Here is a 24,032-nt window from a genome sequence, read left to right as displayed (position 1 = left end):
GTGGGCTCCCTCCCCGTCCGGCAACCCATTTCCTGGCGCGCGCACTGCGCCAGGACCCTCTTTAAAGTTGGAGAGAGAATGATGAAGTTGAACCGCAATCTGCTGAGCGACGCAGTGCGCTACGGCTTGATGGCTGGCCTGGTAGGCGCCGTCACCGCCCCGGCGGCCTTCGCACAGGACGCCGGCCAGGAACAGGAGGCTTCCACCCTCGATCGCATCGAAGTCACCGGTTCGCGCATCAAGCGCGCTGACATCGAAGGCGCGCTGCCGGTCACCGTGATCAGCCGCGAAGACATCGAGATCAGCGGCAAGGTCTCCGTTGCCGAACTGCTGCAGAACTCGACCTTCAACTCGTTCGGTTCGACCGTCCCGACCTCGGGCAGCTCTGCCCAGTCGTTCTCCGAACTGAGCCTGCGCGGCCTCGGCGGCGGCCGTACCCTGATCCTGATCGACGGCCGTCGTGCGCCGACCTCGCCGCAGTCCGGCATCGGCCAGGACCTGAACTCGATCCCGCTGGCCGCCGTTGAGCGCGTCGAGATCCTCACCGACGGCGCGTCGGCGATCTACGGCGCCGACGCCATGGGCGGCGTGGTCAACATCATCACCCGCAAGGACTTCGACGGCGCCGAGATCAGCTACGGCAAGGGCCTGAGCGAGCGCGGCGGCGACACCGAGCAGGGTTCGGCCATGTTCGGCGCTTCCGGCGAGCGCGGCAGCCTGCTGGCGGGCGTGTCCTTCAGCAAGCGCGGCATCACCTTCATCAACGAGCTGCCGTGGGTTCCGCCGGGCGCTTCGTCGTACTCGAACAACTACTACGACTTCGCCCTCGACGCCAACGGCAACCGCGCTCCGACCCGCAACCGCGGCGCGGTCCCGGGCGGCTGCACCAACCCGGGCTTCTACCTGAATGCCGCGGGCACCACCTGCCTGTACGACTTCAACCGCGTTGCCGCCGATTCGGCCTCGATCGACCAGAGCGGCGCGTTCGCGCGCGGCAACTACCAGATCAACGACGACTGGAACGTGTACTTCAACTCGAGCGTGACCCGCGTCGAGAGCTTCGGCCGCTTCGCGCCGACGCCGGAGTTCATCTTCATCACCGCTGCCAGCCCGAACAACACCCGCGGCGTCGACACCCTGGTCAAGCACCGCTTCGCGGCGCTGGGCCCGCGTGACAACTACGACGACACCACCGTCTTCGACTTCAACGCCGGCTTCAACTGGCAGGCCACCGACAAGATCGCCGTCGACTTCGGTGCCCGCTACAACGAGTCGTCGTTCAACTCGAACGGCCGCAACTACGTCCACATCCCGACCGCGACCCAGCTGTTCGAGTCGGGCGCCTACGACATCTTCGATCCGGAAGGCAACGATCCGGACGTCCTGAACGAGATCCGGGCGACCACCTCGCGCGACGGCTTCTACAAGCAGCAGGAAGTCTACGCCCAGGGCACGTTCGACCTGTTCGAGATGGGCGGCGGCACCTCGGTGCTGGCCCTGGGTACCGAGTACCGCGAGGACAAGTACGAGGACATCTACGACGCGCAGTCCGCTGCCGGCAACATCGGCGGTTCGTCGGGCAACTCGTCCTTCGGCAGCCGCGAGCTGACCTCGTTCTACGGCGAGTGGATCTTCCCGATCACCACCCAGTTCGAGATCGACCTGGCCGCGCGCTACGACGACTACTCGGACTTCGGTGACAGCACCTCGCCGAAGGTCTCGTTCCGCTACCAGCCGCTGGACAACCTGACCCTGCGCGCGTCGTACGGTGAAGGCTTCCGCGCGCCGCCGCTGACCATCATCAACCAGCTGGACGCGTTCTCCGCCGACAGCGTCGTCGACCGTCCGACCGCTATCCAGCTGGGCGTGGCGCCGACCACCTCGATCCAGATCAACGGCCTGCGCGTGGCCACCCCCGAACTGCAGCCGGAAGAGTCCTCGCAGTGGACGGCCGGCGTGGTGTGGGACGCCACCGACTGGCTGAACCTGAGCCTGGACTACTACAACATCGAGATCGAGAACCAGATCCGCTTCTACTCGGCGCAGACGGTCATCAATCGCGAGAACGCCGGCCAGTTCCTGCCGTCGCACCTGTTCACCACGCGTGATCCGGGTACCGACGCGCTGATCCAGGTCCGTGCCGGCTACGGCAACGAAGGCGTCATCAACACCGACGGCTTCGACTTCGCTGCCCGCACCCAGTTCGACTTCGGTGCCTGGGGTGACCTGAAGAACATGCTGCAGGTCAGCTACATCAACAGCTACGAGGTCGCCAGCAACTACACGACCACCGAGTACATCGGCACCTCGGACTACCCGGAGTGGCGTGCGAGCCTGGTCAACACCTGGACCAAGGGTGACTGGGCCTTCTCCTGGACCGTCAACGCGATGGCCGGCACCGAGGAGTACTTCACCGACCTGTTCGAGACCAACTACGGCTACAGCTGCCAGGAGACGGTCGACGCGGGCTATGCGTTCAAGTGCGACTACAACGCGTACGTGACGCACGACCTGCAGGTGACCTACACCGCTCCGTGGAACGGCCGTATCACCCTGGGTGCGCTGAACGTGACGAACAAGGATCCGCGTCTCGACCAGAACTACACCCCGTACTACAACAACCTGATCTACAACGCCTACGGCCGCCAGGTGTACCTGCGCTACACGCAGAACTTCTGATCCAGCGGTTCAAAGCAAGCGGTATCGACAAGGGGGCCTATGGCCCCCTTGTCTTTTTTTGCGGATGATTCCGCATTCGGAAGTGGCCCGGGTGGCGCAAGATGGCGGATGTGGCGGCGATGATGCAGGCCGGCGAGCGTGCGGTGGCGGCCGGCCAGTGGGGCGAGGCAAGGAAGTGGTTCTCCAAGGTGGTCGCCCGGCACGAGAACCCGGCGGCCCTCGTGCACCTGTCCTACCTCGAGTCCAAGACGGGCAGTTACCGCCGGGCGTGCGATTTCGCGGTGCGCGCGTTCCGCATCCGCAAGCATCCCGGCCCGCTGCGGCTCAAGGTGCTCAACCGGCTGCGCCACTTCAACCAGACGTGGGCCCTGCACTCCTTCATCGAGGGCACCAGTGACTGGGAGCGGATGGATCCGCGCGAACTGCACGCATTCGCGGCCCAGGCGAGCTACCTGGGCAGCCAGCAACGCGCGATCCAGTTGCTCGACCTCGCGCTTCGCAAGCAGCCGGCCAGCCCGCCGCTATTGCTGGCCCGGGCGCAGATCAGGACCTTCCTGGGCCAGTTCGACGAGGCCGAAGAGGACCTGCAGGCGTGCATGGGCCAAACGCGGGACATGGCCGCCATCTGGTGGACCCTCGCCAGGCTGCGCAAGCAGACCCATGACTCCAACCACGTGGACGACCTGCGCAGGGAGCTGGGCAGGCAGAGGCCCGCCAGCGAACGCGCGTTCCTGCAGTTCGCGCTGCACAAGGAGCTCGACGACCTCGGTGACATTCCAGGCGCGAGCGAAGCGCTCACCGCCGGGTGCGCGACCAAGAGGTCGGAGATCAGCTACAGCACCGGGCAGAGCAGATCGCTCATGGCGTTGCTGAAATCGAGCACCGAGGCGGTGCCGGTTCCCGAGCATGGCGCCGACCTGGGGTTCACGCCGATCTTCATCGTGGGCATGTTCCGTTCCGGCACCACCCTGCTGGAACAGTTGCTGGGTGGCAACGCGCGCATGCTCAATGCCGGGGAACTCTACGACTTCGGCACCTCGATGCGATACGCGGCCGACCACCAGACGAGCGGGTTCATCGACGAGGAACTGATCAGTCGGGCTGGCGCGATCGACTTCGGCGAAGTGGCCGCCCAGTACGTCAAGGGGGTCAAATGGCGGCTGCAGGCCGGGCAGACCCACCTGACCGACAAGCTGCCCGCCAACTTCTACAACGTCGGCTACATCCTCCGGGCGCTGCCCCAGGCAAGGATCCTGCACATGGTGCGTGATCCGGTGGAGACGTGCTTCTCCAACCTGCGCGAACTTTTCTCCGGAGCCAGCCCGTACTCGTACGACCAGGGCGAGCTGGCGGACTTCTACCTGATGTACGAGGACCTCATGGCGCACTGGCATCGCCAGTATCCCGGGCGGGTACTCGACATCCACTACTCCGACCTCACCACGCGCACCGAAGAGGTGATGCGGAAGGTCGCGGCGCACTGCGGACTCGACTTCCTGCCGACGATGGTGGACCCGCGTTCGAACGCACAGAGCGTGGCGACCGCCAGCGCGGTACAGGTCCGCAGTCCGGTGATCGCCCGCGCTGTCCCGAAGTGGGAGCCCTATCGCGGCTACCTGCAGCCGCTGATACACCGGCTGGGGCGGGGCTGAGGGTCAGCCTGCGCCGTCGGCAAGCACGTCCGATAGCGGCAGCAGGTAGTCCGAGTAGGGGAGCCACCTGGGTTTCTCCAGCGCGACCACGCCCTGGCGCACCTGGACCGCGCTGGCCGTTGTCACCGCGCGCGCGCTGCCCTGGAGGTCGAGCATGGCCTCCTCGAACTCGAGTCCGCAGAACTGCGCGACGTCCCGGAGCGTGTTCGCCGTGTCGCTGGTGAGTCGCGAGTAGTGCACGTCCATGATCCGGCCCGGGAATGCCCGGTGCCAGTGCGCCATCAGTTGCCGGTAGTGGTTGAAGAATTCGCCCAGCTCGGTCCGGTTGTACGAATAGTGGTTGGTGTTGTCGGCGAAATATTCGCGCAGGTTGGAGAAACAGGTTTCCATCGGGTCACGGACCATGTGCAGGATCCGCGCATGGGGCAGTGCCCGGCAGATGAAGCCGATGTTGAGGAAGTTCGACGGCAGCTTGTCGATGAAATGGCTCTCCGGCCCGCATCGCCATTCGATCGAGTCGAGGTATCCACGGCCGACGGCCTCGTAGTCAACCGCATCCGCCCGCGCGACGAGCTTGCTGTCGATGACGCCCTTGCAGCCATGGTCGGTGGCGTATCGCATCTGTGCGGTGAACTCGTAGAGCTCGCCGAGCCCGCTCACACGGGAGTGGCCGTCGAGCAGCTGCTCCAGTAGCGTGGTGCCGGACCGGTGCATGCCGAGGATGAAAACCGGCGTCCGCGAAGCGTCGATGCCGTGGGCCGTCGTGGAGTCCCCGATCCTTGAGAGCCCTTCGAAGATCCGGCGTGTTTCGTCGCTGGAATAGGGGATGTGCGCCCGCCTGGTCCGGCAGGCGAGATCGAGGGCCTTGGTGGCCTCCGCGTAGTCGCCGAGGTCGTCGAATTCCTTGTGCAGGGCATACGCGAGGAAGGTCAGGTTGGCCGGGTTCTGCGCGGAGAGGCCGACCTGCCTGCGGATGGCGTCGACGTGGTTGGCATCGGGCCGTTGTTTCCTGAGCCGCGACAGCGTCCACCAGCCAAAACCGATCTCCGGGACGCGCTGCATGCAGCGGTCCATTTCCGCTTCCGCCTCATCCAGGCGTCCCAGGAACACCAGGGTGTGGGCGCGGGTCAGTCGCAACTCGATCGAATCCGGAGCCATGCGCAGGCCCCTGTCGATGATGTCGATCGCGCGTGTCGGCTGGTTGAGGTGGTTCAGCGCGGTGGCGATGGCGTCGGCCATCTGCGGGTTGAGGCTGGCGTCGTCCAGCGAGTCGACCAGCCGGATGATCTCGCCGCCCAGATTGAACGACTGCAGGCGACGCAGCATGTGCACCACGCCCCCACGCTCCTGGCCGCCCAGGCCGGCAAAGGCGCGCAAAGCATGGTCCCGCGCTAGCCGGTAGTGTCCCGCGAGCCCCTCGAGGCGCGATGCCTGCAGCCAGGCGGCGGTGTTGCCCGGGCGTGCGGCGAGGATGGAAGCGTTGACCTTGCGCGCCTGGTCGAGGTTGCCGGCGTCGATCAGTTTCTTGGCTTCGTTCAACCGGTCGAAGACTTTGATGCTCTGGTTCATGTGGCCTGCGACGAGGAATGCGTTCCGGAAGAGGCGCACCGTGTTGCGGATGCGACGGTCCGGTTTCGATGCGGGCTAGGGTATACGACGCGATGCACGCGGCGTAAGCGCGGACGGCCCAGGCGACGAGGCGCAGGCCGGGCAGGGAGGGTCAGAGGCCCTGTTCGTACCGGACATAGGGCACGGTGCCCTCGTCCGCATCGCCGTTCGACGGCGAGAAGGGGTTCTTGCCCCGGGAAACCACGTTTTCCGCGCCGACGGTGAGCTGGCCACTCCACGGAGTGCGCCAGGTGAGGCCCAGTCCCAGGCCTTCCCACTTGCTGTCGGGCTGGCCCGGCACATCCACCACGCGACCGACGATGTTCGCGCTGAAGGGGCCGTATCCACCACCCACGCTCAGGCTCTTGCTGTCCCACCGGTCGGCCAGGCCGGGCGCGGCGTCGGCGAGGGGAACCAGGCGCGCCCGCGCATAGGTGCCGGCGATCGAGACGTAGGCTTCCTCGCCCAGGCTCTTCTGGCCGAACACCTGCAGGTCGTTCTGCTCGACATGGTCGCCGCGCGCCAGCGCCGTCCCGCCGTCGGCGCTCAGCCAGGCCGGAAGGGCTGCGCCCTGGGTCGTGCCGGCGGTCAGGCCGAAGCGGTTGCCCTGGCGGCTGATGGCCGTGGTCGCGGACAGGCGGTGCGCGGCGCTGTTGCGCCCGTCCGCCCCAAGGCTGGCTAGCAGGCAGTGGCTGGCCAGGCTGTTGATGTCGCCTCCACCCGGGCCACTGCAGAGCAGGCCGAGCGAGTTGCCGGCGCCCAGGCCGAATGCGGCGTCGAGGGAGGTGTTGCCGAAACGCCAGCGGGCGCCCGGGCCGGCCTCGCCGGTCGGCTCAAGCAGCAGGATCGCCTCGACCTTGCCGCTGCCCTTGTTCCACACCGGCAGCACGGTCTGCTTGTCCACGGGGGCACTTGCCGGCCGGCTCTGCGCATGCGTCACCGAAGCCGCGGAAAGCGCGGTCAGGAGCAAGGCCAGCGATGGCAGGCGGCGCAAGGACATGACGGAATCTCAGACCTGAGCCCGGCAAGACAGTTCCCGGACCCGCGGACTGCCGATCGTAGGCGATTTACGTTTAGTTAACAAGCGCCGCCCTCCCCAGAACAGCTGGATACGTTGCTGCGGTAACCGTTTACTGCAGCCGATCCGGCGTCGGCGCGTTGGCCGACGGCTGCTTGAACAATACGCCGATTTCGTCCGAAAGGAAGATGTACCGCTGGCCGCAAAAGCCGCACTGGATCTCGGTTTGGCCATCCTGCAGCGACGCCGTGGCCTCGTCCTCGCCCAGCGAGTGGAGCATCTCGGCCACCCGCTCGCGCGAGCACGAACAGCCGAAGGCGATCGGTTTCTCCGCCAGCACCTGGACCTCCTCCTCGTGGAACAGCCGGTGGAGCAGCAATCGGCCCGGGGTCGCCGACAGTTCGTCCAGCCCCAGCGTGTCGAACAGGGCGCAGGCGCGCGCCCACCCGTCGTCATCGCCCTCGTCACCGGGCAGCTTCTGCAGCAGGAGGCCGCTGGCGTGGTCGCCCTCCGCATGCAGCAGTAGCCGGCTGGGAAGCTGCTCCGACTGGCGGAAATAGTCTTCGAGCACCTCGGCCAGGCCCGGCGACGACAGCTCGACCAGGCTCTGGTAGCGCAGGGGTTCGCGCGGATCCAGGCCCGGGTTCTCCACGGTGATCGCCAGCAGCGGACGTTCCAGGTCCCGCAGGTCGGCCGGGGCGTCGGCGCCGTCGTCCAGCTGGACGATCCCGCGCAGGCTGCCGGCCGCCGTGCACTCGGCGAACAGCAGTCGCAGGGTCGCGTCGGCACGGAGTTGCAGCGACAGCCGACCGTCCACCTTGGCATGGGCCGCCAGCAGGGCCGTGGCGGCACACGCCTCGCCGAGCAGGCGCCGCGCACGGGCCGGGTAGCTGGCGTGGGACAGCAGTGCCTGCCAGCTTCCCGCCAGGTGCACGTGCACGCCGCGGACGCCGGCATGCGGCAGGAGGAAGCGCAGGGTAAGGTCGGAAGCGGGGGTGTTCACGGTGGTTCTCCTGTGGTGTCCAGCGCAGGGCGCAGCGGGGCCGCAACGGGCCACGTGATGGACGCGGACCTCCAGGGCAGGCGGGGTGTCCGGCCGGCGGGACGGACGCATTATCATTCCCGCGGGCATCGACAGACAGGGGGCGGTCATCGCCAGCGAACCGAGCAAGCGCCGGCGGAGGCTGTGGAAGTGGCTGTTCTGGCTGCCGCTGGTGTTCGTGCTGGCGACGTCCCTGCAGGTGGCGGTGTTGCGCTTCGTCGATCCGCCGTTCTCCGCGTTCATGCTGGCGCGCCAGGGCGAGGCATGGCGCCAGGGCGACTGGGGCTTCCGCGTGGCCTACGACTGGCGCGACCTGGGCGACATCTCCCCCTACCTGCCGATGGCGGTGATCGCCGCGGAGGACCAGAACTTCGCCCGCCATGCCGGTTTCGACATGAAGGCCATCGAGAAGGCGATCGACCACAACGCGAAGGGCAAGCGCGTCCGCGGTGGCAGCACGATCAGCCAGCAGGTGGCCAAGAACCTGTTCCTGTGGCAGGGCCGCAGCTGGCTGCGCAAGGGCCTGGAGGCCTGGTACACCCTGCTGATCGAGCTGATGTGGCCCAAGCAGCGGATCCTCGAGATCTACGTCAACGTGGCGGAGTTCGGCGATGGCACCTATGGCGCGCAGGCCGCCGCCCGCCGCTACTGGGGCAAGGACGCCAGCGCCCTGGGCCCGGCCGAGAGCGCGCGGCTGGCGGCCGTCCTGCCGGCGCCCCGCCGCTACAGCGCGAAGAGTCCCGGGCCCTACGTGCAGAGGCGAGCGCAATGGATCCAGCGGCAGATGCGCCAGCTGGGCGGGCGCGAGTACCTCGAGCAGCTGGATTGAGCCGGGCGGCTGGCCGCTGCGCCGGCGGCTGCTTACCATCGGCGCATGCGTCCCCAATTTCCCGTGCATGACCTGCTGACCGTGGTGGTGGCCGCGTGCAACGAGGCGGATGCGTTGCCGCTGCTGCACCCGCGGATCCGCGCGGCCCTGGACCGTCTCGCGGGCCTGCGCACGCGCGTGCTGTACGTGGACGATGGCAGCCGCGACGACACCTGGCAGGTGCTCGAACGCATCGCCGCCGCCGATCCCGGCGTGGCGCTGCTGCGGTTGTCGCGCAACTTCGGCAAGGAGGCTGCCCTGACCGCCGGCCTGGACCTGTGCACCGAAGGCGCGGCGATGATCCTGGATGCGGACGGGCAGGATCCCCCGGAGCTGATCCCGGAGTTCGTCGCGCGCTGGCGCGAGGGCTGGGACGACGTCTACGGCATGCGCATAGGGCGCGAGGGCGATCGCTGGTTCCGCCGTGGCGCGGCGGTGCTGTTCTATCGCCTGATCGGACGGCTCTCGCACACGCCGGTGCCGGCCGATACCGGCGATTACCGGCTGCTCTCGCCGCGCGCCCTCCACGCCCTGGCCGGATTGCGGGAGCGCCACCGGTTCATGAAGGGCCTGTTCGGCTGGGTCGGTTTCAGGCGCATGCCCTTGCCGTACCGGCGCTCCCCGCGGATCGCGGGCAGCAGCAAGTTCAGCCTGTGGCGCCTGTGGAACTTCGCCCTGGAGGGCATCACCAGTTTTTCCACTGCCCCCCTGCGCGTGGCGACCTATGCCGGAATCATGACGGCCATGGCCGCCTTCGTCGGCGGGCTGGCGATCGTGGCCAAGACACTGCTGTGGGGTGACCGCGTCGCCGGCTGGCCGACCATGATGGTCGTGATCCTGTTCCTCGGCGGGGTCCAGCTGATAGCACTGGGGCTGATCGGCGAATACCTGGGCCGGCTTTACGACGAGGCCAAGCAGCGTCCGCTGTACCTGGTCGACACGTGGCATCCGGCGCCGGCAGGAGTATCCTCCCCACAGGAGCAACCTGCCGACGGAGGCGCCCATGCGCACGGTACGTCAACTGCTGGCGGACAAGCCGGCTGAGGTCTTCGCGGTGGCGCCGGAAGCCCCGGTGGTCGAAGCGATCCGGCTGATGGCCGACAAGTCGATCGGCGCGGTGCTGGTGATGCGGGACACGGCACTCGCCGGCATCCTCTCCGAGCGCGACTACGCGCGGAAGGTGGTCCTGCAGGGACGGTCGTCCGCCGATACGCCTGCCAGCGCGATCATGACCGCACAGGTGTTGACGGTCGGGCCCGATACGCCCGTGCCTGCCTGCATGCAACTCATGACCGAGCGCCGCATCCGCCACCTGCCGGTCGTGGAGGGGGGGCAGGTGGTCGGGGTGATATCGATCGGCGACCTGGTCAAGGCGGTCATCGCCGACCAGCAGCTGGAACTGGAGCAGCTGCAGCGCTACATCGCCGGCTGAGCGTTCAGCGCGCGTACTTGCCGCCGCAGTCGCTGTCCTCGCCCGGGCCGGTTTCGAAGGTCGCCAGCAGCGCCGCCGGCGGGGTGATGCTGCCCAGGGCCAGCGCGATCGCGCCGCGCAGGCCGAGGGCGGCCAGGTCCGGGCGGAACGAGGGATCCTTGAACGTCCCGCCGACGCGCAGCGGCGATCGCAGCGAGAGGATGCTGCGGTCCTTCGGCCGCGGCCGCAGCAGCAGGTCGAGGCGCTCGTCCTCGAGGTTGATCGTGCCTTCGCCGACGATGATCGTGTCGGTGCTGTCGAAGGCCAGCGCCCGCGAGGTCATCAGGCCGTCCTGGACGCCGAAATCGGCGAACGCGCAGCGGATCGGAACCTGCCGGTCGTCGGTCAGCAGGAACTTGAGGGATTCGGCGATGTCCAGTCCGGCCAGTTCCATGACCAGGTTGCTGATCCGGCCCCGGCCCATGCCCAGGCCCACATCGCCATCCGCGCTGCCGAGGATCGCCGCAATGGAATTGCCGCGGCCATGCAGGCTGATGTCGCCCCCGATGCGCCCGACGGCGCCCTGCGCCAGCTCGGCCTGCGCGAACAGCTTGGGCAGTTCGACGCCCCGGACCGCGATCCTGGCCCGGGTGTCGATCGGGGCCTGCCGCGCATCCATGCGGATGGTCGAGCGCACGTCGCCGCCCGCGACGCCGAAGTTCAGCGGCTCCAGGCGAAGCACGCCGGCGTCCAGCAACAGGTGCGCGTCCATGTCCTCGATCATCGGCAGCTTGGGCGCATGGATCTTCTGCGCGCGCCAGCGCACGTCCGCGTCCATGGCATTGAGCTTGGTCAGGTTGTAGGGCGTGTCGGGCAGCAGCCGCGCGCTGGCGGCCAGTTCCGCGGACTGCTTCTTCTGCTCGGCGTTGGCCGTTTCGCCGCCGCCGGTCGACGGCGGCGCGCCCAGGAAACCGGCGAGATCGTCGAAGTCCAGGCGGCGTGACAGCAGCTTGGCGTTGAATACCGGTCGGCTGCCGGACACGTCGACCTGCACATCGCCTGCCAGGTCGCTGTCGCCGACCACGCCCTTGAAGCCGTCATAGCGCCAGAGATCGCCATTGCGGCGCAGGCGGCCGTCGAGCCGGTACGGCGGCGAGGGCGGCAGCGCGAGGCCGAGCAGGGGGTACAGGTCTTCCAGGTCCTGGCCGGCCAGCCGCATCTGCAGGTCGAAGGTCTGGAACCGGAACGGGTTGGTGAGGGTGCCGCTGGCGCTGGCACGCGTGGCGCCGGCGCGTGCATCGAGGTCGACGCGATACGGCGTGTCGGTGTCGGCCAGTGCCAGGGGCGAGGCGGCCTGGCCTTCCAGGGCGAAGGCCGCGCCCCGCCAGTGCCCCTTGCCTTTCACCGCGACCGGCGCGGAGCCGTCGGGACGCTTGCCCGTTCCAGGCCGGACGCTGTCCAGGGTGATGTCGATGTCGGTCTTCTCGGCGGCATCGGAAAAGCGCAGCCGACTGTCTTCCAGCCACAGCCGGTCGATCCGCCAGCGTGGCTCGCCCGACGTGGCCTCCTTGTCGTCGTCGAACACCCAGTTGCCGCCCGTGCCTCCGGGCGCGGTTTCCAGCCACAGGTCGACCTCGCGGGCGCGGATCTCCTTCATGCGCAGGCGCAGGGCCAGCAACGGCCACGGCGCGAGGTCGATCTCCACGCGTTCGGCGGTGCCCATCCGCTCCTGCTTCGACCAAGGCGCGTTCGCCAGCCGCAACCGGTCCGCCGATACGGTGATCGTGCGCCCCAGGTCGACGTCCAGGTCGCCGTCGATGCGGAATTCGCGCCCGGTCGCGGCACTGACCGCGCGCTCGAGCGGGCCCTTGAACCAGTTCCAGTCGAACAGCAGCCACAACACGAACAGGGCGATCGCGATCAGCCCCAGCACGGTGCCGGTGCGGCGCGAGGGTCTCCATGCGCGGACGCGCTGGAAGCGGCTGGGCGCGGCAGGTGTATTCATGCGGCCAGTATCGGCAGGCCGCGTGCACGGCATGCGAAGCGCCGGTGGGATCTTTCACGCCCCGTTAGCGATGGGGTGTCAGGCGTGTTGCAGCCGGGGCATCAGGACCTGTGCGCTCACCGCCACGAAATGGCAGACGCTGCCGGCGATCACGAACAGGTGCCAGATCGCATGCGAATAGCGGATCGATTCGCGGTGGTAGAAATAGGTGCCCAGCGTATAGAACACGCCGCCGGCCAGCAGCCAGCCCAGCGTCCAGCCGTCGATGGCCGCCAGCATGGGTTTCATCGCCACCACCACCAGCCAGCCCATCGCGATGTAGATGGCGGTGGACAGGCGCGGGAAGCGGCCGGTGTAGAACAGCTTGAACACCACCCCGGCGAGGGCCAGCGACCAGATCGCCGCGAACAGTCCCCAGCCCCACGGGCCACGCAGGCCGATGAGCGTGAACGGCGTGTAGGTGCCGGCGATCAGCAGGTAGATCGCGCAGTGGTCGAATACTTTCAGGCGGCCCTTGGCCACCGGGTGCTGGATGGCGTGGTACAGCGTGGAGGCGGTGTAGAGCAGCAGCAGGGCTACGCCGAAGACGATGGCGCCGGCGAGCTGCCAGCCGTCGCCGTAGATCGCCGCCAGCGTGATCAGCACCGCGCCGCCGGCGAGCGCGGCGGCGGCGCCGAGGCCATGGGTCAACGCGTTGGCGATTTCGTCGCGCAGGTGGTGCGCGGCGTCGCGGGTGGGGGACGGGGCGGCCGGCATGCGCCGCAACTTACTGCAAGCGCGCGGCTCGCGCATCTGTACGCCGGCGCGGGTTCCGGAATGGTCGTCCGCAGCCGCGGCAGGAGCTCGTCCGGTTGCGGAGCTCCGAGCCGGTACCCACCATCGACTCGTGACGCCGCGAACGGCTAGGGTCGGCGGCCCATCGGGTCAACCAGCGGCCCGCACGGGCGCGGGATGACTGGCGCCGCGCGCGCGCGTTGCACGGTACGGCCCGGGCCGTCCTCCATGATGGTCATGCTCCACCCGTCCGGCAGCGACGGCGGTGGCGATCGACCCGGGGACATGCAGCGTTCCCTGCGCCACGCTGCCGCGACGAGGCGCCTGCAGCCTTGGCGGATGCATGGGCCCGTTGAGCGGGCCCGCGTGCCGGACGGCTCAGCCGACAGGCGCCGCGTGCGCGTGCTCGCGGGTCGCCCTGAATTCGACGCCCGGCGCGCGTTCCTGCGCCAGCTGCAGGTTGACCCGGGTGGGCGCCAGGTAGACCAGTTCGCCGGCCGCGTCGATCGCCAGGTTCATCGCGTTCTTCTCGCGGAATTCCTCGAGCTTCTTCGCGTCCGCGCAGTGGATCCAGCGTGCCGTGGCGACGCCGACCGGCTCGAAACTGGCGTCCACGCCGTACTCGTCCTTGAGCCGGTAGGCGACGACGTCGAACTGCAGCACGCCGACCGCGCCCAGGATCAGGTCGTTGCTCATCAGCGGGCGGAAGAACTGGGTGGCGCCTTCCTCCGACAGCTGGGCCAGGCCCTTCTGCAGCTGCTTGAGCTTGAGCGGGTCGCGCAGGCGCGCGCGGCGGAACAGCTCCGGGGCGAAGTTCGGGATGCCGGTGAACGACAGCGACTCGCCTTCGGTGAAGGTGTCGCCGATCGAGATCGTGCCGTGGTTGTGGATGCCGATCACGTCGCCCGGGAACGCCTCGGCGGCGATCTCGCGGTCGGAGGCCATGAAGGTCAGCGCGTTGGCGAGCTTCACTTCCTTGCCGGTGCGCACGTGGAAGGCCTTCATGCCGGCGGCGAACTGGCCCGAGCACACGCGCATGAAGGCGACGCGGTCGCGGTGCTGCGGATCCATGTTCGCCTGGATCTTGAACACGAAGCCGGTGAGCTTGTTTTCCTGCGGTGCGACCTCGCGGCCGGTGGTCTCGCGCGCCTGCGGCGGCGGGGCGTGCTCGACGAAGAAGTCCAGCAGCGGCTGCACGCCGAAGTTGTTCACGCCCGAGCCGAAGAACACCGGGGTCTGCTCGCCGCGCAGGTAGGCGTCCTTGTCGAACGGATGGCTGGCGCCCTGGACCAGCTCGAGTTCATCGCGCAGCTGGGCAAGCATCTCCGCGCCGATCTTCTCCTCCAGGCCGGGGGCATCGAGCGACGGGAAGATGGTCGAGTCCTGGCGGGTGAAGTTGCGGCCCGGCTCGTACAGGTGGACCTCGCCGCTGACCAGGTGGACCACGCCCTTCAGCCGCTGGCCCATGCCGATCGGCCAGGTCACCGGCGCGCACTGGATGCCGAGCACGGTCTCGACCTCGTCGAGCAGGTCGATCGGGTCCTTGCCTTCGCGGTCGAGCTTGTTGACGAAGGTCATGATCGGCGTGTCGCGCAGGCGGCACACTTCCATCAGCTTGATCGTGCGCTCCTCCACGCCCTTGGCCACGTCGATGACCATCAGCGCCGAGTCGACCGCGGTGAGCACGCGGTAGGTGTCCTCGCCGAAGTCGGCGTGGCCGGGGGTGTCGAGCAGGTTGACGATGCGGCCCTCGTACGGGAACTGCATCACCGAGGAGGTGACCGAGATGCCGCGCTCCTTCTCCAGCGCCATCCAGTCCGAGGTCGCGTGGCGCGCGGCCTTGCGGCCCTTGACCGAGCCGGCCATCTGGATCGCGCCCCCGAACAGCAGCAGCTTCTCGGTCAGCGTGGTCTTGCCGGCGTCGGGGTGCGAGATGATCGCGAAGGTGCGCCGGCGCGCGGCTTCGGTGGAGACTTCGGACATGGGGGCGGGCGCCGGGGCGGCGCGGACTGCGTCGGGGAGCGGCGGATTATACCGGCCCGGGCTTCGCCGCCCGCGCACCGGTTCAGGGGCGGTCGCCGGCCTCGCGGGGGAACTTCAGTTCGCCGGCGGCCCCGAACATCCGGAACGGGATCGCCTCCAGGCGCATGCCGCGGTTGGCCTGGACCACGAAGTGCAGGTGCGGGGCGGTGCTGTAGCCGGTGTTGCCGGACAAGGCGATGGGCTGGCCCTGGCGCACCTGCTGGCCCACCCTGACCTGCACGCCCTCGGGCTTGAGGTGGGCATACAGCGCCATGGTCCCGTCGTCGTGCAGGATGCGGATGTAGTTGGCGCGGCCGCCGTACCGCTCCCGGTCCAGCCCGGTGCGCTGGAAATCCGATTCCACCTGGAACACCACCCCGCCGCGGGCGGCGAGGATCGGCGTGCCTTCGGGCAGGGCGAAGTCGAGGGCGTAGAGGTTCTGCGCGTCGTTGTGGCTGAAGCGGCCGCCGAAGCCCTGGTCGACGCGGACCCGGCCGTACTCGAACGGCACCCGGTACTCGAAGTCGAACGGCCTGGCCTGCGGATCGCCCGGCAACTGCAGCAGGTTCGCCTCGAACGCATTGGGCAGTCGCGGATCCTGCGGGTAGATGCGGGCGATCACGCGCGACCCGCTTGCCGGCACGACCGAACCGGCGGGCAGCGCGGGCACCGGCTGCACGTTGTCGGCACGCGCGAGCGACAGCTCGACCTGCACCGGGCCCGGTGCGCGGTTCTCGGCGAGGATCTCGTAATGGCTGCCGCGGTCCTGCACGCGCAGCCCGACCGGGTCGGCCGGGGTGCGGCGGTAGGAGCCGGTGTGCACCTCCCCGCTTTCACCGGTCGGCGGCCGGTCGGCGTAGGTCGGCCGGCCCTGGGCGTCCTTCCATCGCCAGAAGCGCGCCGCGTCGACGGGTGCCACCGCGGCCCCCAGCGCGACGGCGACCAGCCACGGCAGCCAGCGCGCGGGCCCGCTCATTCCAGGCAGGCGGGCGCCAGCCGCAGGCGCCTGGCCACGTCGCGCAGGTCGAACGCGGAGACGGCGTGGTCGCGGTTCAGTGCGAACAGGGCGCCCTTCGGGAAGCGGACGGTCGGCTGCGCATGCAGGGCCACCCCGTCGGTCAGCGCGGTGCGGGTGCCGGCGAAGCTGCCCGCGGGCGCCAGCGTGGTGCGATCGAACAGGCGGAAGCGGGTCGGGTCGATCTGGTCGACCGCAACCCAGTAGCCGGCCCGCTCGCCGCACGCCCACAGCGCCACGCCCTCGGCGTCGTCCTCGAAGACCGGCAGGCTGCGGCCGAGGAAGCGCCCATCCGTGGAGTACTCGCGCAGCGTCGAGCCGACGCGCTTGTCCTCCTCGGCGATCAACAGGCGCCCCTGGGCCGGGTCGCCGGCGATGGATTCGACCATGCGCAGCGCACCGGCATCGCCGGTGTCGCCGAACGCGCCGAGGTAGCGCGCCTGCAGGTGACCGTTGCGGTCGACCTGCAGCTCGTAGCGCTTGACCCGTTCGGCCAGGCGCTCGCGCGGGGGCAGCTGCGCGGTGGCGAAGTCGGCCATGAAGCTGTCGGTGACGTAGGCGGTGTAGCGGCCGGGGGCGGTGGCGTCGATCCAGAGGCCGTAGGGCAGCTGCAGCTCGTCCCGGCCGAATTCGCCCAGCACCTCGAATCCGGGCAGGCGCAGCACCTGCACCCGCCGGCCGTCGCGCTCGACCACGAACAGCAGGTCGCCGGCAACGGCCACCCCGTTGGGGCGGCGGAACTGTCCGGGGCCGTCGCCGGGCCCGCCGGAAGCGCCGATCCGCACGCCGCTGTCCGCGTCGAACATGAGCAACCGCTGGCCCTCCTTGGCCGAGGCCACCAGCCAGGCGCGGTCGTTGCCGGCAGGCCAGAGGGCGAGCGAGTCCATTTCCTCGCCCGTCACGGGCGTGGAAACCCAGGCCTCGCGGATGACCAGGGGACGGGAGGGGGCCGGCGGGGCGGCGGGGAGGGGGAGGGCGAGGCCGGCGGCGACGAGGATCGCGGCGGCTCGCAGGAGTCGGGGGAGGGCCTGCATGGAAGGATTATCGGCACGCGAGGGCGGCAGGTGAAGCCGGGAGCCATCGCTCTATCCGGATGAAACGATTGACAGTCCCTTCGGCCGGTGGCAATCTGGCCCCGCCATCGAGACCGGCGGAGGGACAGGCCCTTTGATGCCGGGGCAGCCAGCAGGCGCGCAAGCGTCCTGCGTGGTGCCAAATCCTGCGGGGACCTTCGCGTCTGCCGGAAGATGGTTCGTACCGTGCGCCATGCACGGCGAACGCGGGCTCCGCAAAGAGCTCGATGGCGAGTTCCTCCCGGACATCGCCATGAGCCTCGTGAACACCGCACTCCAGCCCGAAACCCCCGACTTCTGCAGCCCGTCGACCGGTGCCGGCGGCGTGCCGTCCGCGCTGCGCGGCGAAATCGCCGCCGTGCTGCCGATGCGCCACGCCGGCGCGCGCCAGGTGACGCTGCGCTACGAAGTGCACGGGCCGGCCGGCGCCCCGGTGGTGTTCGTCGCCGGCGGCATCTCCGCCCATCGCCATGTCGCGGCCAGCGATGCCTTCAGCGAACCCGGCTGGGCCAACGCACTCGTGGCCGCCGGCCGTACGCTCGATCCGGCCAGCCATCGCATCATCGCGTTCGACTACGTCGGCGCCGACGGCCGGCTCGATGCTCCCATCGACACCACCGACCAGGCCGATGCCATCGCGCTGCTGCTCGACGCGCTGCAGGTCCAGCGGCTGCAGGCGTTCGTCGGCTACTCCTACGGCGCGATGGTCGGCCTGCAGTTCGCCGCGCGCCATCCGCATCGGCTGCAGAAGCTGGTCGCGGTCAGCGGCGCGCACCGCCCGCATCCCTACGCATCGGCCTGGCGCGCGCTGCAGCGCCGCGCCGTCGCCCTGGGCCAGCTGCAGTGCGCCGATGCGCAGGGCCTGGCGCTGGCGCGGCAGTTCGCGATGCTCAGCTACCGCACGCCGGAGGAGTTCGGCGAGCGTTTCGACAGCGCACCGGAGATCGTCAACGGCCGCGTGCGCTGCGCCGCCGAGGACTACCTGGACGCCGCCGGCGCGCAGTACGTCGCGCGCACCCCCGTCACCGCCTACCTGCGGCTGTCCGAGTCGATCGACCTGCACCGGCTCGATCCGGCCACCGTGCAGGTGCCGGTGGTCGTGGTCGCGGTGGAGGGCGACCGCCTGGTCCCGCTCGCCGACTCGGTGAACCTCGTCGAGGGCCTGCACGGCCGCGGCCAGCTGCGCGTGTTGCGCTCGCCATACGGCCACGACGCCTTCCTCAAAGAAACCGACCGCATCGACCTCATTCTCGCCGCCGTCCTGCGCGGCACCGGAGCCACCCCGTGAGCCAGACCCCCACCCCCGCCAACGACACTGCCGGCTGTCGCCCGGCCACCGCCGCGGTCCGCGCCGGCATCGACCGCGACACCGCCTACGGCGCGGTGACGCCGCCGATCGTGCTCTCGAGCAACTTCAGCTTCGACGGCTTCGGCAACAAGCGCCAGTACGACTACACCCGCAGCGGCAATCCCACCCGCGACCTGCTCGGCGAGGCGCTGGCCGACCTGGAAGGCGGCGCCGGCGGCGTGGTCACGGCCACGGGCATGGGCGCGATCACCCTGGTGCTGCATGCACTGCTGCAGCCGGGCGACCGCCTGGTGGTGCCGCATGACGCGTACGGCGGCAGCTGGCGCCTGTTCAATGCGCTGGCGGCCAAGGGCCACTTCGAGCTGATCACCGCCGACCTGACCGATCCGCGCTCGCTGGCCGACGCGCTCGGCCAGTCGCCGAAGCTGGTGCTGGTGGAGACGCCGTCCAACCCGCTGCTGCGGATCACCGACCTGCGCTTCGTCATCGACGCCGCGCACAAGGCCGGCGCGCAGGTCGTGGTCGACAACACCTTCCTGTCGCCGGCGCTGCAGCGGCCGCTGGCCTTCGGTGCCGACCTGGTCCTGCATTCGACCACCAAGTACGTCAACGGGCACAGCGACGTGGTCGGTGGCGCGGTGGTGGCGCGCGACCCCGAACTGCACCAGCAGCTGGTGTGGTGGGCCAATGCGCTGGGCCTGACCGGCTCGCCGTTCGACAGCTTCATGACCCTGCGCGGGCTGCGCACTCTGGACGCGCGCATGCGGGTGCACCAGGAGAACGCCACCGCGATCGCCGCGCTGCTGGACGGTCATGCGGCGGTGGAGAAGGTCTACTTCCCGGGCCTGGCGTCGCATCCCGGACACGCGGTCGCCGCGCGCCAGCAGGCTGGCTTCGGCGCGATGCTCAGCTTCGAGCTCGCCGGCGGCGAGCCGGCGGTGCGCGCCTTCGTCGACGCGCTGCGCTGGTTCACCCTGGCCGAATCGCTGGGCGGGGTGGAGAGCCTGGTCGCGCATCCGGCGACCATGACCCATGCGGCGATGAGCGTGGAGGCGCGGGCCAAGGCCGGCATATCCGACGGACTGCTGCGCCTGTCGATCGGGATCGAGGCCTGCGACGACCTGGTGGCCGACGTCGCCGCCGCGCTGCAGGCGGCGCAAGCGGCGGCCGAGGTGGCCCGCAAACGGGTGGATGCGTGAGCGCCACCGGGCTGGCGCGGCAGAGACCTCATCCCGGGGGCCCGTCGCCGCGTGCCGCCGCTCCGCGGCGACTGGCGCTGCTGGGCACGGGCACGGTCGGCGCCGCGTTCATCGAGCGCTACCAGCAGCTGCAGGCGCGGGGACTCGCCCTGCCGCGCGTGGCCTGGCTGGCCAATTCGCGCAGCGTGGAATCCGCCGGCGACGGCCTGGCCGAGGCGCTGCGGCGGGCCGATGCCGCGCCCCGGCGCGAGCGGGCGCTGCAGGGCTGGGCGGAGGCCGAGGCGCTCCAGGCCGGCGACATCCTCGTCGATGCGACCGCGAGCGAGCTGGTGGCCGACTGGCATCCGGAATGGCTGGCGCGTGGCGTCAGCGTGGTGACCGCCAACAAGCTCGGCCACGGCTCGCTGCTGGCGCGTTCGCAGGCGATCGTCGATGCGCAGGGCCAGACCGGCGCGCGTTACGGCGACAGCGCCACCGTCGGCGCCGGCCTTCCGCTGCTGGGCAGCCTGCGCGCGCTGGTGGCCGGTGGCGACCGCATCCATGCCGTCGAAGGCGTGCTGTCGGGCTCGCTGGCGTGGCTGTTCGACCGCTACGACGGCGCGCGCCCGTTCTCGCATCTCGTGCGCGAGGCGGTGGCCGCCGGCTATACCGAGCCGGACCCCCGCATCGACCTGTCGGGCGAAGACGTGCGGCGCAAGCTGCTGATCCTGGCGCGCGCGGCGGGGCTGCCGCTGGAAGCGTCGCAGGTGCGGGTCGACTCGCTGCTGCCCGCCATGCTTGCCGCGGCGCCGTTGCCCGCGGTGGACGGGCTGCTGGAAACGCTGGACGCGCCCCTGGCGGCCCGCTTCGGCGAAGCCGCGCGCGCCGGCCGGCGCTTGCGGTTCGTCGGGGGCTTCGACCGGCAGGGAGCGTCGGTCGGCATGCGTGCGTTGCCGGCCGACCATCCGCTGTGCGCCGGGTCCGGCACCGACAACCGGGTCGCCGTGAGCAGCGACCGCTATCCGGTGCAGCCGCTGGTGATCCAGGGGCCGGGTGCCGGCGCGGGCGTCACCGCGGCAGCATTGCTGGACGACGTGCTGCGGATCAGCGCGGCGTAGGACCGCGGGCCGGGTCCGGGCCGAACCGCTCGACCAGCCCGGCCTCCACCAGCCAGGACGGATCGCCGTCGAAGGTCTCCATGCCTGCCGGCAAAGCCGCATCGGGGCACGGGCGGAATGCGGCCCAGGTGTCGCGGCCGCTCGATTTCGCCCGGTAGAGCGCGCGGTCGGCGAGCGTCACCATCTGTTCCCAGTCGAGCAGGTTCGGCGCCTGCGGGAACAGCGGGTGCTCGACCAGGCCGACCGAGGCGGTCAGCCGGTGCGACGCGCCGTCGTCCAGGGCGAACCGGTGGTCGCGGATCTCGGCGCACAGGCGCGCGCCGACCTGGGCCATGCTCCCGCGCGGCAGCGGCCGGAACACCAGCAGGAACTCCTCCCCGCCCCAGCGCGCGACGTAGTCGCCCTTGCGCACCAGCCCGGTCAGCATGGCGCCGAGCTGCTCCAGCACGCGATCGCCCGCCGCGTGGCCATGGGTGTCGTTGATGGCCTTGAAGTGGTCCACGTCCAGCAGCGCGAACACCACCACCTCGGTGCCGTCGCGGTAGGCCTGGTCGCGCTCGTAGAAGGACAGGTCGGCGGGGATCTGGCGCGACAGGTAGCGACGGTTGTGCAGGCCGGTCAGCGGGTCGGTGAAGCTCAGTGCCTCCAGCCGCGCGTTGGCCGCCTGCAGGTCGCGCGTGCGCTCCTGGACCAGCTGTTCGAGCGCTTCGCGCTGGCGGGTGTGACGCCGTTGCAGCCAGCCGTACAGGAAGTAGACGAACAGGCCGGCCAGCAGCGGCAGCAGCAGCCGGAACGCCCGCGTCTCGTGCCAGCGCGGCGGGATGGAAAAGGGCAGGCGCGCCGCCTGTGCGGCGGGCCCGCTGGCGTTGGCGTCGACGACCTGGAAGCTGTAGTCGCCCGGGGGCAGGTTGGTGTAGGTCGCACTGCGCAGGTGCGGCGCATCCAGTTCGCGCCAGCCACGGTCGTAGCCGGCCAGGCGGAAGCGCAGGTGCGGCGGGCGCATCGGCTGGAACGCCAGCGCGGTGAACTCGAAGCGCAGGTCACGCGCATCGAGCGGCAGCTGCATCGCGCGGCCCGGGTCGGGGTAGCGCCATTGGCCCCCGGCCTGCACGCGTTCGATCAGCACCCGCGGGTCGCGCACGGCCGTGGTGGTGCGCGCGGTGTCCACCAGCAGCGCCCCTTCGCGCGTCGGCAGCCACAGCGCGTGGCCGAGCAGCAGGCCACGGCTGTTGCCCGCGCCGTTGCAGCAGCGGTCGGGCTGTCCGCCCGGGCGATCGGCGCCGGAGTTGATGATGACTTCGGCGTCGAGCGGCGCTGGCGTTCCCGCGCGGAGGGCATCGAGCCGGCCCAGCGGGATGCGGTACACGCCACGCATGCCCGCTACCCACAGGTAACCGTGCGCGCGGGTGATGAAGAACGGGATGCTCGCGGGCACGCCCATCGCGCGGCCGAGTTGCGTCCAGCGCCGTCCGTCGAACAGGCGCAGGTCCTCTCCGGCGCTGCTGCCGACGAGCCAGCGTCCGTCGCCGAGTTCGTGGATCGCGGTGATCATGGTGTCGTCGCCGAGGCCGGTCTGGCGGCCGATGGCCACGATTGCGCCGTCGCGCCACTCGTAGAGGCCCTGGTGGGTGCCGACCAGCAGCCGTCCATCGGTGGTCTCGTGGACCACGCGCACCCGCGGATCGGCCAGGCCCTGCGCCTCGGCGTAGCGGCTGAGGCTGCCGTCGGGCCAGAGCAGGAACAGTCCCTGGCTGGTGGCGAACCACCGCCGCCCGGCGCGGTCGCGGACGATGCCGCTGACCTGCGCCCCGCGCAGCGGCGCCAGCACCGCCGGCGTCTCCACCCTCCCGTCGCGCAGCACCGCCGCGCCGGCGCGGGTGCCGATCCAGATGCGGTCCCGCTCCACCAGCAGGCTGTAGGCCTCCGGGTGCGGCAGGCTCGCGCCGTCCGCGCGGGCATGGAAGCGACCGTCGCGATAGACGTACACCCCGTCGCTGCCGCCGACCCACACCGTGCCGTCGGGCCCGCGGGCGATCGACCACAGCAGCGGATTGCGCAGTCCCTGTTCGCGGCCCAGCCGCGAGGTCCAGCCGTCCCAGAGGCGGGTGGCGCCGTCGACCGCGCTTCCGAGCCAGAGGTTGCCGTCACGGTCCTCGTGGATCGCGCGGATCGCGCGTGCACCGACCCTGTCGCTGACGCTTTCGACCAGGCGGCCCGCCAGGTCCCGCCGCTCGAGTCGCTGCGGGCCGGCCACCCAGAGATTGCCGTCGCGGTCGGCGAGCATGGCCTCCACCGGCGTGGCCGCGATGCGCTCCCAGCCGTCGCCCTGCGCCCGGTACAGGCCCATCGCGGTCCCGGCCCACAGTTGCCCCTGCCGGTCCTCGATCAGTCGCGAAACCTGCGCCAGGGCCGCGGCGGAGGGCAGCCGATACGGGTGCAGGCGGTCGCCGTCGATCCGGAACACCTGCCCGGTGCTGCCCGCCCAGACGCCGTCCTTCCGGCGCAGCAGGCCGAGGGCCGGGCCACCCAGCGGGTAGCGCAGCGACAGGCGCGTGCCGTCGCTCGCGTATACCCCGTCCGGACCCGCCACGAGCACGCCGTCGCCGTCGCCGACGATGGCGCGCACGGGGAAGGCGCCGGGGGCCTGGTCCGGGGCGCTGGCGACCGGAACCTCGCGGAAGTGCCCGCCGCGATAGAGCAGCAAGCCCTGCGCGGTCCCGATCCACAGCCGGCCGTCCTCGCCGGCGTGTAACGCGAGCACCTGGGTACCGAGCGGCGCTGCATCCTGCTGGCCGAAGTGGCTGAAGCGCGCCCCGTCGTAGCGTGCCAGCCCGCCCTGCGAACCCAGCCAGAGGTAGCCGTCCCGATCCTGGGCGATGGCGAGGACGCTGACCTGCGGCAGCCCGTGCTCCACGCCCCAGGTGTCGGCCACGTAGTCGCCGAAGGCCTTGTCCGGCGGCAGCGCCGATGCGGTTCCGGCCAGGGACAGCCACAGCGAGGCCGCCACCGCGGCAAGGCCCGCCAGGCGGGCTTGGGGGCGCGCGGCGGGGGCTGGCGTGCCGGGGCGGCACGGCCGGAACAGACGGGCGTCAAGGACGTTGATCGAGATCCCCCCGGTTCCCGAATGCAGTTCAGAAGCTTTCCTGGAGACTCCCTAGCGGCCGCGAGGCGGGCAACTGGAGGCGTCCCGGTCAGCATTCGATGACGTTTGTAAGGCTTTTCCCGGAGATTCTCCAGCGGCCGCCGCCTTGCCGGACGAC

Annotated in this window: 17 protein-coding genes and 1 riboswitch; of the genes, 8 read left to right on the top strand and 9 right to left on the bottom strand. The window is 70.2% G+C overall.

Annotated elements, in window-relative coordinates; translation table 11 throughout:
* Nucleotides 1-87: 87 nt before the first annotated feature.
* Both ACA089_RS08300 and ACA089_RS08295 read left to right on the top strand, forming a co-directional pair.
* Entirely contained in the window at nt 88-2,679 is a 2,592-nt protein-coding gene (locus tag ACA089_RS08300; RefSeq protein WP_372015589.1) for a TonB-dependent receptor plug domain-containing protein, read from the top strand.
* Between the two features lie 101 nt (nt 2,680-2,780).
* On the top strand, nt 2,781-4,331 hold the full coding sequence (locus ACA089_RS08295; protein WP_372015587.1) for a tetratricopeptide repeat-containing sulfotransferase family protein: 1,551 nt from the start codon (nt 2,781-2,783) through the stop codon (nt 4,329-4,331).
* Between the two features lie 3 nt (nt 4,332-4,334).
* On the opposite strand, the gene ACA089_RS08290 is transcribed toward ACA089_RS08295, so the two are convergent.
* From ACA089_RS08290 to hslO, 3 genes are all read right to left on the bottom strand, one after another.
* Nucleotides 4,335-5,900: a tetratricopeptide repeat-containing sulfotransferase family protein gene (locus ACA089_RS08290; protein WP_372015584.1), complete on the bottom strand. Its 1,566-nt coding sequence runs from the start codon at nt 5,898-5,900 to the stop codon at nt 4,335-4,337.
* A gap of 151 nt (nt 5,901-6,051) precedes the next feature.
* Complete coding sequence (locus tag ACA089_RS08285) at nt 6,052-6,903, bottom strand: XOO1806 family protein (RefSeq protein WP_372017708.1); 852 nt, start codon at nt 6,901-6,903, stop codon at nt 6,052-6,054.
* Between the two features lie 166 nt (nt 6,904-7,069).
* Nucleotides 7,070-7,960, bottom strand: a complete 891-nt coding sequence (gene hslO / locus ACA089_RS08280; RefSeq protein WP_372015581.1) for an Hsp33 family molecular chaperone HslO — start codon at nt 7,958-7,960, stop codon at nt 7,070-7,072.
* A gap of 115 nt (nt 7,961-8,075) precedes the next feature.
* Between hslO and mtgA the strand changes: the two genes are divergently transcribed.
* From mtgA to ACA089_RS08265, 3 genes are read left to right on the top strand one after another with little or no spacing between them, the layout of a single operon-like run.
* A complete protein-coding gene (gene mtgA / locus ACA089_RS08275; RefSeq protein WP_372017706.1) occupies nt 8,076-8,828 on the top strand; it encodes a monofunctional biosynthetic peptidoglycan transglycosylase in 753 nt (250 codons plus the stop codon).
* 45 nt (nt 8,829-8,873) lie between these two features.
* Nucleotides 8,874-9,911, top strand: a complete 1,038-nt coding sequence (locus tag ACA089_RS08270; protein ID WP_372015578.1) for a glycosyltransferase family 2 protein — start codon at nt 8,874-8,876, stop codon at nt 9,909-9,911.
* Nucleotides 9,871-10,299, top strand: a complete 429-nt coding sequence (locus ACA089_RS08265; RefSeq protein ID WP_372015575.1) for a CBS domain-containing protein — start codon at nt 9,871-9,873, stop codon at nt 10,297-10,299. Before ACA089_RS08270 ends, ACA089_RS08265 begins: the two co-directional genes overlap by 41 nt.
* A 4-nt stretch (nt 10,300-10,303) precedes the next feature.
* Here the strand turns inward: ACA089_RS08265 and ACA089_RS08260 are convergent, their stop codons facing one another.
* From ACA089_RS08260 to ACA089_RS08240, 5 genes are all read right to left on the bottom strand, one after another.
* A complete protein-coding gene (locus ACA089_RS08260) occupies nt 10,304-12,283 on the bottom strand; it encodes an AsmA family protein (protein WP_372015573.1) in 1,980 nt (659 codons plus the stop codon).
* Nucleotides 12,284-12,361: 78 nt separating this feature from the next.
* Nucleotides 12,362-13,039, bottom strand: a complete 678-nt coding sequence (gene trhA, locus ACA089_RS08255; RefSeq protein ID WP_372015571.1) for a PAQR family membrane homeostasis protein TrhA — start codon at nt 13,037-13,039, stop codon at nt 12,362-12,364.
* A gap of 396 nt (nt 13,040-13,435) precedes the next feature.
* On the bottom strand, nt 13,436-15,040 hold the full coding sequence (locus ACA089_RS08250; RefSeq protein ID WP_372015568.1) for a peptide chain release factor 3: 1,605 nt from the start codon (nt 15,038-15,040) through the stop codon (nt 13,436-13,438).
* 82 nt (nt 15,041-15,122) lie between these two features.
* Nucleotides 15,123-16,055 carry a peptidoglycan DD-metalloendopeptidase family protein gene (locus ACA089_RS08245; RefSeq protein WP_372015565.1) on the bottom strand — a complete coding sequence of 311 codons (933 nt, stop codon included), beginning with the start codon at nt 16,053-16,055 and terminating at the stop codon, nt 15,123-15,125.
* Nucleotides 16,052-16,981, bottom strand: a complete 930-nt coding sequence (locus tag ACA089_RS08240) for an NHL repeat-containing protein (protein ID WP_372015562.1) — start codon at nt 16,979-16,981, stop codon at nt 16,052-16,054. The genes ACA089_RS08245 and ACA089_RS08240 overlap by 4 nt, the downstream gene beginning before the upstream one ends.
* A gap of 248 nt (nt 16,982-17,229) precedes the next feature.
* Nucleotides 17,230-17,348, top strand: a riboswitch (SAM riboswitch).
* A gap of 72 nt (nt 17,349-17,420) precedes the next feature.
* Here ACA089_RS08240 and metX point away from each other — a divergent pair.
* The 3 genes from metX to ACA089_RS08225 all read left to right on the top strand — a co-directional run bounded on the left by metX (nt 17,421) and on the right by ACA089_RS08225 (nt 20,772).
* Nucleotides 17,421-18,455 carry a homoserine O-succinyltransferase MetX gene (gene metX, locus ACA089_RS08235; RefSeq protein ID WP_372015558.1) on the top strand — a complete coding sequence of 345 codons (1,035 nt, stop codon included), beginning with the start codon at nt 17,421-17,423 and terminating at the stop codon, nt 18,453-18,455.
* Nucleotides 18,452-19,675 carry an O-succinylhomoserine (thiol)-lyase gene (locus tag ACA089_RS08230; RefSeq protein WP_372015557.1) on the top strand — a complete coding sequence of 408 codons (1,224 nt, stop codon included), beginning with the start codon at nt 18,452-18,454 and terminating at the stop codon, nt 19,673-19,675. The genes metX and ACA089_RS08230 overlap by 4 nt, the downstream gene beginning before the upstream one ends.
* A gap of 77 nt (nt 19,676-19,752) precedes the next feature.
* A complete protein-coding gene (locus ACA089_RS08225; protein WP_372017704.1) occupies nt 19,753-20,772 on the top strand; it encodes a homoserine dehydrogenase family protein in 1,020 nt (339 codons plus the stop codon).
* On the opposite strand, the gene ACA089_RS08220 is transcribed toward ACA089_RS08225, so the two are convergent.
* Complete coding sequence (locus ACA089_RS08220) at nt 20,759-23,779, bottom strand: ligand-binding sensor domain-containing diguanylate cyclase (protein WP_372015555.1); 3,021 nt, start codon at nt 23,777-23,779, stop codon at nt 20,759-20,761. The two genes, ACA089_RS08225 and ACA089_RS08220, sit on opposite strands and share 14 nt — an antisense overlap.
* Nucleotides 23,780-24,032: the final 253 nt, after the last annotated feature.

Origin of the sequence: Pseudoxanthomonas fibrivorans, from assembly GCF_041464125.1 — a bacterium.
Lineage (GTDB): Bacteria > Pseudomonadota > Gammaproteobacteria > Xanthomonadales > Xanthomonadaceae > Pseudoxanthomonas.
This window is presented reverse-complemented; position numbering and strand designations above follow the sequence as displayed.

Bases quoted from the DNA above. Each gene is read 5' to 3' on its own strand.
- ACA089_RS08240 (WP_372015562.1), bottom strand. From the start codon at position 16,981: ATGGACTCGCTCGCCCTCTGGCCTGCCGGCAACGACCGCGCCTGGCTG.
- metX (WP_372015558.1), top strand. From the start codon at position 17,421: ATGAGCCTCGTGAACACCGCACTCCAGCCCGAAACCCCCGACTTCTGC.
- ACA089_RS08295 (WP_372015587.1), top strand. From the start codon at position 2,781: ATGGCGGATGTGGCGGCGATGATGCAGGCCGGCGAGCGTGCGGTGGCG.
- ACA089_RS08290 (WP_372015584.1), bottom strand. From the start codon at position 5,900: ATGAACCAGAGCATCAAAGTCTTCGACCGGTTGAACGAAGCCAAGAAA.
- ACA089_RS08245 (WP_372015565.1), bottom strand. From the start codon at position 16,055: ATGAGCGGGCCCGCGCGCTGGCTGCCGTGGCTGGTCGCCGTCGCGCTG.
- ACA089_RS08270 (WP_372015578.1), top strand. From the start codon at position 8,874: ATGCGTCCCCAATTTCCCGTGCATGACCTGCTGACCGTGGTGGTGGCC.
- trhA (WP_372015571.1), bottom strand. From the start codon at position 13,039: ATGCCGGCCGCCCCGTCCCCCACCCGCGACGCCGCGCACCACCTGCGC.
- ACA089_RS08250 (WP_372015568.1), bottom strand. From the start codon at position 15,040: ATGTCCGAAGTCTCCACCGAAGCCGCGCGCCGGCGCACCTTCGCGATC.
- ACA089_RS08260 (WP_372015573.1), bottom strand. From the start codon at position 12,283: ATGAATACACCTGCCGCGCCCAGCCGCTTCCAGCGCGTCCGCGCATGG.
- ACA089_RS08265 (WP_372015575.1), top strand. From the start codon at position 9,871: ATGCGCACGGTACGTCAACTGCTGGCGGACAAGCCGGCTGAGGTCTTC.